The organism is Martinezella tropici, from assembly GCF_008370325.1.
Taxonomy (GTDB): domain Bacteria; phylum Pseudomonadota; class Alphaproteobacteria; order Rhizobiales; family Rhizobiaceae; genus Rhizobium; species Rhizobium tropici_B.
Window position 1 is genome coordinate 142,523 of record NZ_VNIP01000011.1, and the last position, 15,216, is coordinate 157,738.

Consider the following 15,216-nt stretch of genomic DNA (forward strand, 5'->3'; position numbering starts at 1 on the left):
CGATGCGATAGACTTAACCCATGATTACTTCAGCGCAATTACGCGGCGCGCGCGCCATGCTCGGACTGACGGTGGAAGCGCTTGCCAACGAAAGCAAGCTTCCGGTTTCGACGATCGAGGCACTGGAAACGGACGGCGCCTCGAGCGATTTCAAGGCACTTTCCACAGTTCGCTCCATCCTGGAAAATCACGGCGTCGTCTTCCTCGCCGGCGGCAGCGACGGCACTGGTGGTCCCGGGATACGATTCAAGCATTGGTCTGAGAATGACGGCATCCGGCCGGAAAACCTGAATGCCACCAATGACGACTAAAGCGCATCGCGATCTCTAGGATCTGTCATGGCGCTTTGGACGCCGATCTCTCGCATGCCGTTTATGCGGCGCATTCAGGCCGCCAGCTTCCAGCTTTTGACGAGCTCTTCCGGCGCCGATAGCGCGGCGGGCAGGATGAAGCGCTCGGTGTCGTTGGCAGGCTCCCAGCCCTCGACGGCAGAGCCGACAGGCAGGCCATGGCCGAAATCGTTCAGCGTCACGAGTTCCAGGATCATATTGCCGTAGTCATCGCGCCATTCGCGGCGCTCGCCGCCGTCGAAAAGGCGCAGCCGGCCCTTGGTGCGCGGGCGCTCATGCGCGGCAAGCCACTGCGCCACGGATGCCTCCGCATTGGCAAAGGACACGACCTCATCCTCATCTCCATGCCATATGGAGACCGCAGGATAGCGGGCAGCTTCGGGCGAGACTTCGCGAACGAGTTCGCCCCATTTTTCACCCGTCTTGGCCGAGCCTCGCCTCATGACGTCAAACGCCGACATGGCATCGCGGGCGGCACCGAAAGGCAAACCGCCGATGATGGCGCCTGCTGCAAACAGCTCCGGATAGGTTGCCAGCAACGCAGCCGACAGGGCGCCGCCTGCTGACAGGCCCATGACGAAAATCCTGCTGTCATCGATGTCATGCAGCCGGCGGCTGAAATCGATCATTTCGCGGATTGAGCCGAGTTCGCCGCGGTCGCGCGTTACCATGCTCGGACGAAACCAGTTGAAACACAGATTGGGATTGTTCGACATCTTCTGCTCGGCATAAAGCACGGCAAAGCCGTACGAGCGCGCCAGTGCGGTCCAGCCGCTGGCGCGATCGAAATCCTCGGCATTCTGGTGACAGCCATGCAGAACAACGACGAGCGGCATCGGTCCCTTGACACCCGGTGGCACGTATTCGAGCATGCGCAGGTCGCCAGGATTGCGGCCGAACCATAGGACTTCCGTCAGCCGCTGCGGCGCGGGTCGCGTGGACACGCGACGGCGCGATGGCTTCGACAGCGGCTGCGTCATCGGAAACTTGAGCTGAGGCAGCTCGACGGAATCGACAAGCAAGCGGCGAAGCCGGCTCGGAACTTTAAAATTCATCATGGACCTTTCTATCCACGCCAACTGCGGTCGGTTTTTTCTTCCGCTGCAAGCTGGCGCGCACTGTTCCTTTCCAGGAGCAGTGACAATCGAGAAATCGAATCTCTTTGTGCAACGCAGCAAATATAGGGAGGCAGGTCCGTTTCGAACAGGCACAAAGCATCATTGCTGCTATGTGAAATCAGCTTAAATCGATTAGATCGTTGGCCATAAAAAAACGCGGTTGTGTCAGAAATAAGCCCTGGCGAGCGCAAGCAGTTTTGCGTCGTCCTTCACGCCCTGGCGGTAAAGTTGTATGATCAACGCCCCGAGACGTTCGGCCTCCGGGCTGCGGGAGTTCATGCCACGATCCTTGCAAACCGTGTCCAGCACCTTCTCCAAGCGATCGAGATCGTCTGAAAACAGGGGCAAATCCCGCGGATGAATAGGAGTTTCCAACATTCGTGCATCTCGTCATCTTTCGGGCAGAAGCACGCTGAACCTCGCCGTCACCCGCTCTATATCCGACGATCAGAGCAGACTATGCGCTTTGCGCGAAGTCTTGGCAAGGAAGCATTTCGGCAATCACGCCCGTCTGATTCGCAGACATGACGGTAATTTTCCTAAGAGTACAATTTTAAGTTACCACATCACGAAGCCTTTATCCGCATCTGCGAAAAAGGGGAAAAACGGATGGAAGTTGATGAACAAATTTTTGATTTCGGCTGCCCTTGGCATGGCGCTTTTCGGCACGACGCTGCCGGCCCTTGCACAGAATTTTCAGAACCTTCCCTTGCGCAATCCCCACCAACAGCCGGAGGGATACATTTCCGTTCAATCCGGAATATCGATCTCCTATCCGGTGGCGGACGGCGATAGTGAGGAGCAGCAGGAAAAGGCCTTGAAATCCTTCTACAAGATCGCGGCGAGCAGCTGCGCGACCCTGCTCGATACCATCGCCGACGCCTGTGAGATCAGCGCCATGTCGAGCAATAGCTCCGTCAACAATCTCGACAACCGCGGCGCGAGGCTTTCCATCAACGGACAGGTGACAATGTCGGTGAAACTCAAGCCGGCGGCAGCAGCCGCGAAGTAGCCTTTCCCATCTCAGTTCGCAAATCCGGTCCAAGCCAACGGATCGGTAAGAAATGGCAGCGATAATCCCCTCGCAATTGAGGGATGATACCATGGCAAAAGCGAAACGGCGCACGCGACGCAAACCGCAATCCAAGGCGGGCAATTCGATGTGGCTATGGGGCGGCGTCGGCCTGGCAACCGTGGCCGGCATCTATGTCTATCAGCATCGTAACGAAATGCCGTCCATGCTTGCCCATGCCGGCGCGGTCGCCAGCATGCCGCATATGGCCCGGGAAGCGCCGGTGCCAGCGGCCAAGCCGCAAACCAAGACTGCCGTGATCGCTCCCGAGCCGCGCGCGGCGGCATCGGCCCTGCCCGTACCACCCGCCGCCATTCCCGTGGCATTGCCGGTCAGCAGAATACCGATCGAACGGCCCGTCCCCAGCCTGCGACCTCAGACTGGTAGCCGTTTCGTGATTTGCGGCCCCGGTTCCGGAACGAATTGCGTGGTCGACGGCAATACCTTCTGGCAGAACGGCGTCAGGATTCAGCTGGCCGATATCGACGTGCCGGATGCGGATGCCGCGCGCTGCCCTGGCGAGAGGCAGAGGGCCGTGACCGCGAAACTGCGCCTGCAGGCCATTCTCAATGACGGGACCTTCGTGCTTTCCGGCAGCAACCGCCCCGACGACCGGAATGGCGGCAAGCTGCGCATCGCCATGCGCGCCGGCCGCTCGATCGGCGACCAGATGGTCTCCGAAGGCCTTGCGCGCCGCTGGACCGGCCAAGCGCCGTCCTGGTGCGGCTGATTTTTCTGGAAATTCGATTGGGAGTTCAAGGAGATAAATGGTCGGGGCGACTGGACTCGAACCAGCGACCCCTTGACCCCCAGTCAAGTGCGCTACCGGGCTGCGCTACGCCCCGACCTGCCGAAACGGCTTGTTTCGTTTAGAGTTTAGAGTTTCCCGACGCAAGCGAAAAGTAACGGCTTGCTCAGAAAAAGTTGCGCGCTCAGCGGCACTCCCGCCTTAGCCTATAGCTCGGCTGATAGGTATTGTCCGAGGCGCGATAGGAGCGATAGCGGCTGGCGCAGGCGCGGGCATGACCGTCATCGTAATAGCCCTGTGCGCGCTGCCCGCTGAAGAGCGTGCCGGTTACGAAGGACTTGAAGAGCACGCCACTGTCCGAATTATCGTCATAATAACTATCATTACCATGCAGCCTATGGCCGCTGCCCCACCGGTTGTGGTGATGCCAATGGCCGTGGCCATGATCATGCACCTGGATAATATCCGATTGTACAGGTGCGGGCACGGATAAGGCCGGCATGGTAATGGCGCCGGCCGGCATGGCGACACCGGCTGCCAGCAAAAGGCCAAAGCCCGCGGCTGTTATCGACCTGGCGATCGTAAACATATGCGACTCCTTCGAAATCCGGCGACAGCATCATGCACTTCTGCGTGAAAACCTTGCTGCCGGGCATGCCGTGATTATTTGTATATAGTGATTTGGAGCCACACTCATAGATGCCCCTCCGTCTTTTTGTGCGATGGTTTTCAGGGGATACGAAGCGAGCGGAAAGTTAAGGCCATGAAACCTGTTATAATGCTTATGCTGTGCGCACCGTTGCTTGCCGCATGCACGACAAGCGAACCGCTGCAGCCCATTCCCGGCAGCATCACCTATGGCGGTCAACCGCATATGAAGTTGACGCAATCGCCTCCCGGCTCGCAATTTCAGCATCATTTCACCAACCAGTGGGGCGAGGATGTCGTGGAAACCTACATCATCCAACCCGACCGGAGCCTGAAACTCTCCAACCGCCAGGTGATGAGCCCGCCATTCTGACGGCCAGAACGGTTCAGCGTTTCATGGAATCGCTGAACCGCTCCACTCTTTGCTTTACGCAATTCCGGACGGAAAACCGCTGTGCACCTTTCCTGGAATTGCTATGGTTGCTCATGAAACGAAAACTCCGCCGGTGTGAGCCGACGGAGGACGAATAGCTGGCGACGGCTAAGCTTACCAGCAGCGATAGCAGCGACGGTAATAAGGCCGGCCGTAATAGCCGCGATGGTTATGGTCGCTGACGGCGGCGCCGACGAGAACGCCGCCGATGATCCCGGCAGCGGCAAGCCCGGCAGCCTGATTTTCAGCCTGCTGCGCCTGGACGCGGTTGGCCTGATAGGTCGCGCCGACGCAGCGATTGTAGCGCTGCGTGCCGGGGCGGAGCCCCTGCGATTGACACGTCATTTCGGCACTCATCGCAGATTCCTGCGGCGTCTGGCAGCTCGACAGAATGGTAGTAATGGCGACGAGACTCGCGGCCACGGTGGCACGTATACGCATATTCCCTCCGGCAATTTTAGATATAGTCCCGATGGCGGGGAATACAGCCAATGGTAAGCTTTAGCAAGCAAGAGTCGTACGCATAGTACCCGAAAGCCTGCGAAAGCGCCCGAAAGCACTCGCGAAGATAGTATTTTGCTTAACAACTCAATAGGATAAAGCCGAAAATGAAGAAGGCCCCGTCAAAGAACAGGGCCTTCCGCATTCAGCCGGCGTATATACGCCGGTGGTGGAGATCACTCATCCCGGATTAGAAATTCCGCTCGAAGCGGAGAATGCCGGCAACCGTGTCGTTATTGATGAAATCGTAGTGCATGTAAGTCACTTCAGGCTCCACCAGGAAATCCTTGACCGGGTGGAACTTCAGATTAGTGGTCGCTTCGAAGATCTTGGACTCGGTGTAGGCGAGCTGCAGGTTCCACTTCAGTTTGTCATTGATCGGCACGCCGACACCACCCCAGACAGCCCAGTCGCCCCAGCCGCACTTGCCGGCGTTGACTGAACCGCTCGACGTCGTGCAAGCGGAAATGTCCTGGTTCGTGCCGGCATATTTGTTGAGCTTGTCGCCATCGGTGTTCCAGCCGCCCATCAGGAAGGCTTCCACGCCGCCGAACTTGGCGTCGATACGAGCCTTGATCGCACCCTCTTCGACGATCGAGTCGTAGCCGCCGACGATCTTGAAGCCCCAGTTCCCGGCCTTGTAGCCAGCGCCGGCAACGACATCGGGAGCGTAATGGTTGGACTTGTCGTCCGTCCACCATCCCGCGCCATAAGATGCCTCGCCATCGGAGGCGGAGTAGCTGTCTTCGAGCGAGATCACAGCCGTGAAGCCATTGCCTGCGTCGTAGTTGTAGGTCAGCTGGTTGAGTTCGTATGGACCGTCATAGATCGCGTCGTCGTTGATGACATCGCCGGCATAGCCGGCATAGAGGTTGAACTGCGAGTCGAGCTTGCCAACCGTGAAGCCAGCAAGGCTGATATTGGCGAACAGGAGCTTGGAGGAGGTCGCGCCACCATCGTTCCATTCCCAGCGGAAGATGGTGTTGGTCTTCAGCGGGCCGTATTCGGTGTCGGTCGCCGTATCGACATCGAGTTCCACGCGCTCGTGCCAGAGCGTTCCGACCCTGCTGCGCGGATTGTAAGCGTCATACCACTCACCTTCGGTGCGGACTTTGCCACCGATCTTCAGGCAGGTTTCGGTGCCGGGAATATAGAAATAGCCTGTTCCGTACGCATCACAGATACGAACATATTCAAGCGGTTCGGGTTCGGCGGCGACAATAGCGTCAGCGGCATGGGCGGCGCTCGCTGCAGCGATGGCAGCGGCGGAGCCAAGAAGAAGGCTCTTGATGTTCATGGTGTCTCCATTCGACTATCCATCAGGGATGGAGTCTCCCGGCAGACAACAACGTGCCCCTCCATAGCCTGACTGGCTGTTCCCCTCACACAGGGCGAAGCAAAGAAGCTTCGCCGTCAAACTGAACCTGTGGTACTACCACGGCAAGTTAATAAGGCTTACGAACTAATTGTCAGGACGCAGAAGAGTAGCGGACGTGACAAAATTATCACGATCATTTATGCGGCCAATGAAGTTATGATCCTTGCGTAGCCGGGGAGCGCGCAAGTCACGACTTTTAGCTGTCGCTGCGCCTCACGGGAACGAAAAGCATCTTTACGTGATCTGCATGCCGGCGGGATGCAGTTATCGCACCTGATCGAGCAGACGCTTGCATTCCAAAAGATCGTAGAGCGTTTCCTGCAGCAGGGCGCGATCTTCCTTGCCGACACTGGATTTGCCGATGGAAACATCCGGCATGCCATCGTCGCCGCTCACGAAGTTGAAGAAACGACGGCTGATCGGCGCCTTGACGCGGCCGACGATCTGATCTTCCTCGGTATTGCCGGAACTGACGCGGGGCTCGACGGTGGCAGGCTCCTGTGCGGCGGCAAGCGCCTCGACGCTGGCAAGATCGCCATGACCGACCGCAATGACAAACTTGTTGCCGTTGGTCTTCAGAAGCTTCTGAACACCCTTGATCGTATAGCCGTGGTCATAGAGCAGATGGCGGATGCCATTCAGCAGGTCGACATCCTCGGGGCGATAGTAGCGCCTGCCGCCACCGCGCTTCATCGGTTTGATCTGCGGAAACCGGGTTTCCCAGAACCGTAGGACATGCTGCGGCAGATCAAGGTCTTCCGCGACTTCGCTGATCGTGCGAAATGCATCCGGGCTCTTGTCCATCATCTTACTCCTACAGGGCGCAGGCGGCGCCATTCGGGCCGGATCACGCAAGGGGAGGTATGGGTATCCGTGCCTTCCTGCGATGCGACTCACCATATTTCAACGGTTTGGCGGCGGAAATTCAAGTCATCTCTTCAGCCGCTGCACAGGCAAGCACCAAAATGTAGGCAACAGCGCATCAAAAAGGCCGCAGAACAAGGCATGCGGCCGATATCGATACGAATCTCTGGGACGGATCAGGAGGCAGGATTTGCCGGCTTGGTCTTCGCCTTGCGGCTTGCGTGCGCTTTCAGGATGCGGGTCTTGAGGACATTCGATGCCTTGAAGGTCATGACCCGCCGCGGCGAGATCGGCACTTCCTCGCCGGTCTTCGGATTGCGCCCGATACGCTCATTCTTGTCACGTACCTGAAAAGTCGCGAACGAGGAGAGTTTCACGGTTTCGCCACGCACGATGGCGTTGCAAATTTCATCGATCACGGTCTCGACGAGCTCAGCCGACTCCGTTCGGGAGAGACCGACTTTCCGGAATACCGACTCCGCCAAGTCTGCGCGCGTCACTGTCTTGCCCGTCATAGCTCCCCGCCCATATCAATGCGTAATCTTCTTCAAGCCTTGCGAGACTATTGCCCTTGCGCCGCACGGTCAAGCTCTTGTTCGGAACGGCTTTTAGAGATATGGCGCTACCAACGCAGCAGCACCGCTCCCCAGGTGAAGCCGCCGCCCATGGCCTCCAGCATCACCAGATCGCCTTTCTTGATTCGACCGTCACCGGCCGCAACCGCGAGCGCAAGAGGGATCGATGCCGCCGATGTGTTGCCATGAAGGTCGACGGTGACCACAACTTTCTCGGGAGCAATTCCCAGCTTCTTGGCCGAGCCATCGATGATGCGGCGATTGGCCTGATGCGGCACCAACCAATCCAGATCATCAGGCGTGGTGCCCGTCGCATCGAAAGCGGCCTGGATGACGTCGGTAATCATGCCGACGGCGTGCTTGAACACTTCACGGCCCGCCATGTGCAGCACACCGACCGTGCCTGTCGTGGAAGGACCGCCATCGACATAGAGCTTGTCCTTGTGCGCACCATCGGAGCGCAGGCTTGCCGTGAGCACGCCGCGATCGGTCGTGGCGCCACCCCCCTCGCCTGCCTCCAGGATCAACGCGCCGGCGCCGTCTCCGAAAAGAACGCAGGTCGTGCGGTCGGTCCAATTGAGGATGCGGGAAAACGTCTCGGCGCCGATGACGAGGACGCGCTTGGCAAGGCCACAGCGAATATAGGCGTCAGCCGTCGTCACCGCATAGACGAAGCCGGTGCAGACGGCCTGTACGTCGAAGGCGAAGCCGTGATGCATGCCGAGCCGGTTCTGGATATTCACCGCCGTTGCCGGAAAGGTATTGTCCGGCGTCGAGGTGGCGACGATGATCAGATCGAGATCATCCGGCGTCAAACCGGCGTTGGCGAGGGCGGCGCGTGCCGCCTGCTCGCCCAGGGACGCCGTCGTTTCGCCTTCACCGGCGATATGGCGCTGGCGGATGCCCGAGCGCTGGACAATCCAATCGTCGCTGGTGTCGACGATCTGCTCCATCTCGGCATTGGTCATGACGCGTTTGGGGAGCGCTGCCCCAAAACCGCGAACTATTGAACGGATCATTCTGCGTGTACCCCGTCGCTCATGCCGCTTCCGGCCCGATCGGGGGCAGCCGTTTGGCATGATATTTCTTCAAATCGTTTTCGATTTTCTGCGTGAGACCATTCTTGGCCATATCGTAGCCGACATCGACGGCGGCAGCGAAGGCTTCGGCATTCGCGCCGCCGTGGCTCTTGATGACGATGCCGTTGAGGCCTAGGAAGACGCCGCCATTGACCTTGCTGGGATCGAGCTTTTCACGCAGCAGGTCGAAAGCACCCTTGGCAAAGACGTAGCCGATGCGCGCGAGTAGCGTGCGTGACATGGCCGCGCGCAAATAGGCGGCGATCTGCTTTGCCGTGCCTTCCGCCGCCTTCAGCGCGATATTGCCGGAAAAACCTTCCGTGACGACGACGTCGACGGTGCCCTTGCCGATATCGTCACCCTCGACGAAGCCCGAATATTCGAGTGATTCGAGATTGGCTTCGCGGATCAGGCGGCCGGCATCCTTGACGTCTTCCTGGCCCTTGATTTCCTCGACGCCGACATTCAGCAAGCCGACGGTCGGGCGCTCGATCTCGAAGAGCGCACGGGCCATGGCGCCGCCCATCAGGGCGAAATCGAGCAGCTGCTGTGCATCCGCGCCAATGGTGGCGCCCACATCGAGCACGATGCTTTCCCCGCGCAGTGTCGGCCAGATCGCGGCGATCGCCGGACGCTCGATATTGGCCATGGTGCGCAAACAGAATTTTGCCATCGCCATCAGCGCGCCGGTGTTGCCGGCGGATACGACCACATCGGCCTCGCCCACCTTCACGGCTTCGATCGAACGCCACATGCTGGAAACGTAACGGCCGCGGCGCAATGCCTGGCTCGGCTTCTCATCCATGCTGATGGCGACATCGCACTCGTGAAAGACGGATTTTTCCCGAAGCTTTGGATATTTGGAGAGGACCGCTTCGCAGCGATCCTTCTGTCCGTACATGATGAACGTGATATCGGGATGCCTATCCAGCGCCTTGGCCGCGCCGGGAACAACAACCTCTGGGCCGAAGTCGCCACCCATTAGGTCAAGAGAAATTCTGATCACGCGTCCCTAGTCCTTTTTCTCCGCCAGCTTGGCGAATTTGGCGTCAAAATACCGTTTTCTCCCCCGGTTACAACTGAATTGTGCTCAATTGCCAAGGAGGTCTATTCCTTTTTCCAATCTTTCAGAACGGCGAACGGCGAAGGCTTCTTGTCATCTTCGCCCGTGTCTTCAATGTGCGTGTCGAACTCGACTCCAGGCTTGCGTGGATAGGGATCGATGGCAAGAGCCGCGAATTCCGCGACCACCGCACCGGCGTCGATCGTATCGCCCGTAAAGGTCTCCGGAAGGTCCGGACCGTCGGGATCTAGTACCATTTCGCCCGCATCCATAGAGGGCGCACGCGCCAGCTTGGAGTCCTCGGGCACAAAAATATGCTCGAAATCTTCGTCGATCTCGGATTCGACCGGCTCCAGCGTCACCACGCAGGCCTGAACGATCTTCGCCCTGACATTACCCTTGATGCGGACGCCGTCGCGCTTCCAGCGCGAGATCTTGAGATCGGCATCGAGCTTGCCCACCGAAAGCACATCCCAAAGGGCTGCAAGCCCGGCAAGTTCGCGGTCATCCGCCTCGATGTGCACGTCCACCGGGTTGGCGGAAATATGGCCGACCTTCACCGGATAGGAAAATGGGGTTTCGTCTGAATCATGTCTTTTCATTTTTCTTCTCCTAACCGAGCTGCCGGTCGAGTTTGGGCGGTTGCGGCAGCGTCGCGGATCCCGTGGCGATCTGCTCTTCGGTTACCGCCGCCAGATGCGCTTCCGCCGTCAGCATCCAGCCAGCCAGCTCGGCCATGGAAGCCGCCGCCTGCTCCGCCTTGGGATAGATGTTGCGCTGTAGTGCCGTGGCAAGCGCCGCGCGATCATTGCCATCCATGGCCGCCGCATAGCTTTCAAGCCGCCCATAGAACATGCCGGCCAGTTTCTTCATGCGTTTCGGCACGCTGTTGTCGCCTATCCCAAGTTCGCGGATCGAATAATCGATATCTTCGAAAAACGCATCCACGATTTCCTGTGCGAGTTCCTGGCCGCTGGTTGTCGACGACCGCGTGCGGCGGAAGAACAAGATCATCATCACGGACAGCAGTTCGAAGCGCCCCATCACCGTATCTGGCACGTCATAGTCGGTATAGAAAACCGGCTGCCGCGCCATGGTTGTCAGGACCTCATACTGTCTGACGACGATGATCTGATTGTGATTTCTTTTGCGGAAGAGCCCAAAAATCATGAGAATCCCGGAATTGGCTCCTTCAGAGCGCGCCGTTTTTGCTTGGCCGTGTTGCATCCACGCAAAAGCTGGTTTACCGAAGCAGGCGCGAATTGCAATGCCGTTTGTGCCCGCTTCGAGGCTCCTGCCCTTACCGTCGTCACGTTGTGCATGATCGGTGACGAAGAGTGCCGAACAACGTCTTTGTGCCTTTTCCAATCGCGGAAAGGCCACAATGATGTGCACAGCAAGGTCATACCGGCCGCTCGGCCATCGGATTGATTCATTAGGGGAGATGAGATGTCGTTGACCAGACGGTATTTCAAGTCTGACATTACTTTCAGCAGCGGTGCCGCCATCGCCCTGGTGATTGCGACTTTGGGACTTTCAGGTTGCAAGACCAGCGAGGTCATGAACAACGGCTACATCTTTGATCCGCAGTCGCTCGCGCTTGCGCCGGTCGGCTCCAGCCGTGAGCAGGTTCTGCTCTCGCTCGGCACGCCGTCGACCACCGCGACTTTCGACGGCGAGGTCTTCTATTATATCTCCCAGAAGCGCACCCGCGCCGTTGCCTTCATGAAGCCGAAGCTGGTCGACCAGAATATTCTGGCGATCTATTTCGACAAGGACGGCGTCGTGAAGCAGGAAGCCAACTATACGCTGAAGGACGGCAAGGTCTTCGACATGATCAGCCGTACGACGCCGACCGGCGGCCGCGATATCACCTTCCTGCAGCAGATCCTGCAAGGCAGCGGCAACGGCGTCAACGGCGCGAGGAACTTCCTCAACAACCTCAACCCGGGCCAATAAGCCGGGGAGCCCTTCAAAGAAAAACCCGCGAGGCAAACGCCCCGCGGGTTTTCATTATGCATTCGGTTTGCTTTCTTTAGTCTTCTCCGGGCTTAACCGGCGAGAATGGCGAGCAGAAGCAGAGCCACGATATTCGTGATCTTGATCGCCGGATTGACAGCCGGACCTGCGGTGTCCTTGTAGGGATCGCCGACGGTATCACCCGTGACCGACGCCTTATGGGCTTCAGAGCCTTTCATATGACGCGTGCCATCCTTGTCGACGAAGCCATCCTCGAAGCTCTTCTTGGCATTGTCCCATGCACCGCCGCCCGACGTCATCGAAATGGCGACAAAGAGCCCGTTGATGATCACGCCGAGCAACGATGCGCCAAGAGCTGCGAAAGCCGACGCCTTGGAGCCGGAGAGCAGCAGGACGCCGAAATAGACGACCACCGGAGCCAGCACCGGCAAGAGCGACGGAATGATCATCTCGCGAATGGCGGCCTTGGTCAGGAGATCGACGGCGCGGCCGTAATCCGGACGTTCCGTGCCCTGCATGATGCCAGGTTTCTCGCGAAACTGCCGGCGCACCTCCTCCACGATCGAGCCGGCCGCCCGGCCGACGGCCGTCATGGCGATGCCGCCGAAGAGATAGGGGATGAGGCCGCCGAACAGCAGGCCGGCGACGACGTAAGGATTTGAGAGCTCGAACGAGATCGTGCCCACATTGGCGAAATACGGGAACTTGTCACCGTGAGCCGCAAAATATTGCAGGTCGTTCGAATAGGCCGCGAACAGCACCAGCGCGCCGAGACCGGCCGAACCGATGGCGTAGCCCTTGGTGACGGCCTTGGTGGTGTTGCCGACCGCATCCAGGGCATCGGTGGATTTGCGCACCTCCGGCGGAAGATGCGACATTTCCGCAATGCCGCCGGCATTGTCGGTGACGGGGCCGAAGGCATCGAGTGCGACGATCATGCCGGCAAGGCCGAGCATGGCGGTAACCGCGATGCCGGTGCCGAAAAGGCCGCCAAGCTGATAGGTAGCGATGATGCCGCCGACGATAACGATTGCCGGCAATGCTGTCGATTCGAGCGAGACGGCAAGCCCCTGGATGACATTGGTGCCGTGACCGGTCACCGAAGCCTGGGCGATGGAATTGACCGGCCGCTTGTTCGTGCCGGTATAATATTCAGTGATGACGACGATCAGCGCCGTGACGATCAGGCCGATGATGCCGCAAGCGAATAGCCTTGTGCCGGTGATGTCGAACCCGGCGACGGTGCCGATGGAGCCCCAGCCGATGGTCAACGAGGTGGCCGCAGCCAGGCCGATGATCGACAGGACGCCGGTTGCGATGAGGCCCTTGTAGAGAGCGCCCATGATCGAGCCGTTGGCACCGAGCTTCACGAAGAAGGTGCCAATGATCGAGGTGATGATGCAGGCGCCGCAGATCGCAAGCGGATAGATCATGACGGAGCCGAGGAGCGGCGAACCGGCGAAGAAGATCGAGGCGAGAACCATGGTGGCGACGACCGAGACCGCATAGGTCTCGAACAGGTCGGCCGCCATGCCGGCGCAATCGCCGACATTGTCGCCGACATTGTCTGCAATGGTGGCGGGATTGCGCGGGTCATCCTCCGGAATACCGGCTTCAACCTTGCCGACGAGGTCGCCGCCGACGTCGGCGCCCTTGGTGAAGATACCGCCGCCGAGACGGGCGAAGATCGAAATCAGCGAGGCGCCGAAGCCGAGCGCCACCAGCGCGTCGATGACATCGCGCGAGCCGGCTTCATGGCCGAGAATGCCGGTCAGGACGTAGAAGTAGATGGAGACGCCGAGCAGGGCGAGGCCCGCGACCAGCATGCCGGTAATGGCGCCCGACTTGAAGGCGATATCGAGGCCCGCCGACAGGCTCTGCGACGAGGCCTGCGCGGTGCGGACGTTGGCGCGTACGGAGACATGCATGCCGATGAAGCCTGCGGCGCCTGAGAGGATTGCGCCGATCAGGAAGCCGAAAGCGGCCTCGGACGACAAAAGGAGCCAGGCCGCGATGAAAACGATGATCCCGACGATGGCGATGGTTCTATATTGGCGCGCCAGATAGGCTTGCGCTCCTTCACGAATATATCCGGCAATCTCCTGCATGCGTGCATTGCCCTGATCGGCAGCGAGCACCGACCGGGTTGCCCATACGGCGTAGATCACCGAGAGCAGTCCGCATGCGATCACTCCTAAAAGAATCGACATTTCGCTTTTTCCCTCCAAAAAAGCCGGCGGTTCACTCCTCCGCCGGCCGCCTGCGACAACGCCCAGCCCCTTCCTCCAGGGGCCGACCAATGTGCAGTTGCGAGATTGCTGTCGGGATAACGTCGCGTCAAGACCGCCCGCGGGTAAAATACCCGCAGAAGGTTCAAAAGAATATTCGAAGGTGAAATCAGGCGCGAACGAAGGAAACGAAAGTGACCGGCGTTACGATTTGCACGCTCGGCGGACCTTATTTCTTGGCTTCTCCGCGAACCTGCTTGGCGATTCGGTCGAGCACCGCATTGACGAGCTTGGGCTCGTCCTCCTCGAAAAAGGCGTGAGCGATCTCGACATATTCGGTGACGATGACCGGAACCGGCACGTCCTTACGGTCGAGAAGCTCGAATGTGCCGGCGCGCAAGATGGCGCGCACGGTGCTGTCGAGACGCGACAACGCCCAGTCGTCCTGAAGCGCCGAGCCGATCAGCGGATCGAGCTTGGTTTGATCGCGCACGACGCCTGCTACGATGGAGCGGAACCAGGAGGCATCAGCCTTCAGATAGGTCTCTCCGTCCAGTTCCTGCCCGAGACGATGGGCCTCGTATTCAGCCACCACCTCGAGAACGCCGGTTCCGCCGATATCCATCTGATAGAGCGCCTGCACCGCCGCAAGGCGCGCTGCGCCTCGCTGGTTCGCGGGTTTTGCCGGTCGCTCGTTATCCTGATTGCTCATGAATTATGCACCCAACTTCTCTTTCAGCGCGATCATGGTCAGCGCCGCGCGAGCGGCAAAGCCGCCCTTGTCCTTGTCCGAACGGCGGGCGCGAGCCCAGGCCTGCTCATCGTTCTCGACCGTCAGGATGCCGTTGCCGATTGCGAGGGATTCGCTGACGGCCAGATCCATCAGCGCTCGCGAGGATTCATTCGCGACGATATCGAAATGATAGGTCTCGCCGCGGATGACCATGCCGAGAGCTACATAGCCGTCATAGACCACATTACCATTGTCGCCGCCATCGAGCGCCATGGCAATTGCCGCCGGGATCTCCAGCGCACCGGGAACGGTGACGATATCATAGGTCGCGCCAGCCTCATCGAGAGCAGCCTTGGCGCCGTCGAGCAGCGCATCGGCCATATCGTCATAGAAGCGGGCTTCGACGATAAGGATATGGGCATTGGAAGAGCTGGTCATACATCACC

19 protein-coding genes and 1 tRNA gene are annotated in these 15,216 nt (G+C 59.2%); 5 read left to right on the forward strand and 15 right to left on the reverse strand.

Annotation, left to right across the window (positions count from 1 at the left end; genetic code table 11):
• Positions 1-20: 20 nt before the first annotated feature.
• On the forward strand, positions 21-311 hold the full coding sequence (locus FP026_RS21570) for a helix-turn-helix domain-containing protein (RefSeq protein WP_149636642.1): 291 nt from the start codon (positions 21-23) through the stop codon (positions 309-311).
• Positions 312-385: 74 nt separating this feature from the next.
• Here FP026_RS21570 and FP026_RS21575 read toward each other — a convergent pair whose 3' ends face one another.
• The gene (locus FP026_RS21575; protein ID WP_246665405.1) at positions 386-1,408 is read right to left on the reverse strand and encodes an extracellular catalytic domain type 1 short-chain-length polyhydroxyalkanoate depolymerase; all 1,023 of its coding nucleotides are present in this window, start codon (positions 1,406-1,408) and stop codon (positions 386-388) included.
• A 225-nt stretch (positions 1,409-1,633) separates the two neighbouring features.
• Entirely contained in the window at positions 1,634-1,846 is a 213-nt protein-coding gene (locus FP026_RS21580) for a hypothetical protein (RefSeq protein ID WP_112344167.1), read from the reverse strand.
• A gap of 241 nt (positions 1,847-2,087) precedes the next feature.
• On the opposite strand from FP026_RS21580, the gene FP026_RS21585 reads away from it, so the two are divergent.
• Together FP026_RS21585 and FP026_RS21590 are read left to right on the forward strand one after the other, a co-directional pair.
• Positions 2,088-2,480: a hypothetical protein gene (locus tag FP026_RS21585; RefSeq protein ID WP_188112651.1), complete on the forward strand. Its 393-nt coding sequence runs from the start codon at positions 2,088-2,090 to the stop codon at positions 2,478-2,480.
• Positions 2,481-2,571: 91 nt separating this feature from the next.
• Complete coding sequence (locus tag FP026_RS21590) at positions 2,572-3,270, forward strand: thermonuclease family protein (protein ID WP_149636643.1); 699 nt, start codon at positions 2,572-2,574, stop codon at positions 3,268-3,270.
• A 38-nt stretch (positions 3,271-3,308) separates the two neighbouring features.
• On the opposite strand, the gene FP026_RS21595 is transcribed toward FP026_RS21590, so the two are convergent.
• Positions 3,309-3,385, reverse strand: a tRNA-Pro gene (locus FP026_RS21595).
• 87 nt (positions 3,386-3,472) lie between these two features.
• Positions 3,473-3,877, reverse strand: a complete 405-nt coding sequence (locus tag FP026_RS21600; RefSeq protein WP_149636644.1) for a BA14K family protein — start codon at positions 3,875-3,877, stop codon at positions 3,473-3,475.
• Between the two features lie 174 nt (positions 3,878-4,051).
• Here FP026_RS21600 and FP026_RS21605 point away from each other — a divergent pair, with 174 nt between their 5' ends.
• Complete coding sequence (locus FP026_RS21605) at positions 4,052-4,309, forward strand: hypothetical protein (protein ID WP_149636645.1); 258 nt, start codon at positions 4,052-4,054, stop codon at positions 4,307-4,309.
• A gap of 174 nt (positions 4,310-4,483) precedes the next feature.
• Here FP026_RS21605 and FP026_RS21610 read toward each other — a convergent pair whose 3' ends face one another.
• From FP026_RS21610 to FP026_RS21645, 8 genes are all read right to left on the reverse strand, one after another.
• Positions 4,484-4,810, reverse strand: coding sequence for a hypothetical protein (locus FP026_RS21610; protein ID WP_149636646.1), 327 nt, complete (start codon positions 4,808-4,810; stop codon positions 4,484-4,486).
• A 250-nt stretch (positions 4,811-5,060) separates the two neighbouring features.
• Complete coding sequence (locus tag FP026_RS21615) at positions 5,061-6,167, reverse strand: porin (RefSeq protein WP_149636647.1); 1,107 nt, start codon at positions 6,165-6,167, stop codon at positions 5,061-5,063.
• Positions 6,168-6,512: 345 nt separating this feature from the next.
• Positions 6,513-7,052, reverse strand: a complete 540-nt coding sequence (locus tag FP026_RS21620) for a MerR family transcriptional regulator (RefSeq protein WP_188112652.1) — start codon at positions 7,050-7,052, stop codon at positions 6,513-6,515.
• A 236-nt stretch (positions 7,053-7,288) separates the two neighbouring features.
• On the reverse strand, positions 7,289-7,627 hold the full coding sequence (locus FP026_RS21625; RefSeq protein ID WP_112344160.1) for an integration host factor subunit alpha: 339 nt from the start codon (positions 7,625-7,627) through the stop codon (positions 7,289-7,291).
• 107 nt (positions 7,628-7,734) lie between these two features.
• A complete protein-coding gene (locus FP026_RS21630) occupies positions 7,735-8,706 on the reverse strand; it encodes a beta-ketoacyl-ACP synthase III (protein WP_149636649.1) in 972 nt (323 codons plus the stop codon).
• A gap of 19 nt (positions 8,707-8,725) precedes the next feature.
• Positions 8,726-9,772 carry a phosphate acyltransferase PlsX gene (plsX, locus tag FP026_RS21635; RefSeq protein WP_149636650.1) on the reverse strand — a complete coding sequence of 349 codons (1,047 nt, stop codon included), beginning with the start codon at positions 9,770-9,772 and terminating at the stop codon, positions 8,726-8,728.
• A gap of 101 nt (positions 9,773-9,873) precedes the next feature.
• Positions 9,874-10,431: a YceD family protein gene (locus tag FP026_RS21640; protein WP_149636651.1), complete on the reverse strand. Its 558-nt coding sequence runs from the start codon at positions 10,429-10,431 to the stop codon at positions 9,874-9,876.
• Between the two features lie 10 nt (positions 10,432-10,441).
• Positions 10,442-11,056 (reverse strand): ubiquinol-cytochrome C chaperone family protein, encoded by a 615-nt coding sequence (locus FP026_RS21645; RefSeq protein WP_188112667.1) that lies wholly within the window; start codon positions 11,054-11,056, stop codon positions 10,442-10,444.
• Positions 11,057-11,278: 222 nt separating this feature from the next.
• Here FP026_RS21645 and FP026_RS21650 point away from each other — a divergent pair, with 222 nt between their 5' ends.
• On the forward strand, positions 11,279-11,788 hold the full coding sequence (locus FP026_RS21650; RefSeq protein ID WP_112344155.1) for an outer membrane protein assembly factor BamE: 510 nt from the start codon (positions 11,279-11,281) through the stop codon (positions 11,786-11,788).
• A 92-nt stretch (positions 11,789-11,880) separates the two neighbouring features.
• On the opposite strand, the gene FP026_RS21655 is transcribed toward FP026_RS21650, so the two are convergent.
• From FP026_RS21655 to FP026_RS21665, 3 genes are all read right to left on the reverse strand, one after another.
• Positions 11,881-14,019 (reverse strand): sodium-translocating pyrophosphatase, encoded by a 2,139-nt coding sequence (locus FP026_RS21655; RefSeq protein WP_149636653.1) that lies wholly within the window; start codon positions 14,017-14,019, stop codon positions 11,881-11,883.
• Positions 14,020-14,266: 247 nt separating this feature from the next.
• Positions 14,267-14,749: a transcription antitermination factor NusB gene (nusB, locus tag FP026_RS21660; protein WP_149636654.1), complete on the reverse strand. Its 483-nt coding sequence runs from the start codon at positions 14,747-14,749 to the stop codon at positions 14,267-14,269.
• Positions 14,750-14,752: 3 nt separating this feature from the next.
• Complete coding sequence (locus FP026_RS21665) at positions 14,753-15,208, reverse strand: 6,7-dimethyl-8-ribityllumazine synthase (protein WP_075852228.1); 456 nt, start codon at positions 15,206-15,208, stop codon at positions 14,753-14,755.
• Between the last annotated feature and the right edge of the window lie 8 nt (positions 15,209-15,216).

Coding starts and splice junctions, on each gene's coding strand:
- FP026_RS21570 (WP_149636642.1), top strand. CDS start 21: ATGATTACTTCAGCGCAATTACGCGGCGCGCGCGCCATGCTCGGACTG.
- FP026_RS21575 (WP_246665405.1), bottom strand. CDS start 1,408: ATGATGAATTTTAAAGTTCCGAGCCGGCTTCGCCGCTTGCTTGTCGAT.
- FP026_RS21580 (WP_112344167.1), bottom strand. CDS start 1,846: ATGTTGGAAACTCCTATTCATCCGCGGGATTTGCCCCTGTTTTCAGAC.
- FP026_RS21585 (WP_188112651.1), top strand. CDS start 2,088: ATGAACAAATTTTTGATTTCGGCTGCCCTTGGCATGGCGCTTTTCGGC.
- FP026_RS21590 (WP_149636643.1), top strand. CDS start 2,572: ATGGCAAAAGCGAAACGGCGCACGCGACGCAAACCGCAATCCAAGGCG.
- FP026_RS21600 (WP_149636644.1), bottom strand. CDS start 3,877: ATGTTTACGATCGCCAGGTCGATAACAGCCGCGGGCTTTGGCCTTTTG.
- FP026_RS21605 (WP_149636645.1), top strand. CDS start 4,052: ATGAAACCTGTTATAATGCTTATGCTGTGCGCACCGTTGCTTGCCGCA.
- FP026_RS21610 (WP_149636646.1), bottom strand. CDS start 4,810: ATGCGTATACGTGCCACCGTGGCCGCGAGTCTCGTCGCCATTACTACC.
- FP026_RS21615 (WP_149636647.1), bottom strand. CDS start 6,167: ATGAACATCAAGAGCCTTCTTCTTGGCTCCGCCGCTGCCATCGCTGCA.
- FP026_RS21620 (WP_188112652.1), bottom strand. CDS start 7,052: ATGGACAAGAGCCCGGATGCATTTCGCACGATCAGCGAAGTCGCGGAA.
- FP026_RS21625 (WP_112344160.1), bottom strand. CDS start 7,627: ATGACGGGCAAGACAGTGACGCGCGCAGACTTGGCGGAGTCGGTATTC.
- FP026_RS21630 (WP_149636649.1), bottom strand. CDS start 8,706: ATGATCCGTTCAATAGTTCGCGGTTTTGGGGCAGCGCTCCCCAAACGC.
- FP026_RS21640 (WP_149636651.1), bottom strand. CDS start 10,431: ATGAAAAGACATGATTCAGACGAAACCCCATTTTCCTATCCGGTGAAG.
- FP026_RS21645 (WP_188112667.1), bottom strand. CDS start 11,056: ATGCAACACGGCCAAGCAAAAACGGCGCGCTCTGAAGGAGCCAATTCC.
- FP026_RS21650 (WP_112344155.1), top strand. CDS start 11,279: ATGTCGTTGACCAGACGGTATTTCAAGTCTGACATTACTTTCAGCAGC.
- FP026_RS21655 (WP_149636653.1), bottom strand. CDS start 14,019: ATGTCGATTCTTTTAGGAGTGATCGCATGCGGACTGCTCTCGGTGATC.
- nusB (WP_149636654.1), bottom strand. CDS start 14,749: ATGAGCAATCAGGATAACGAGCGACCGGCAAAACCCGCGAACCAGCGA.
- FP026_RS21665 (WP_075852228.1), bottom strand. CDS start 15,208: ATGACCAGCTCTTCCAATGCCCATATCCTTATCGTCGAAGCCCGCTTC.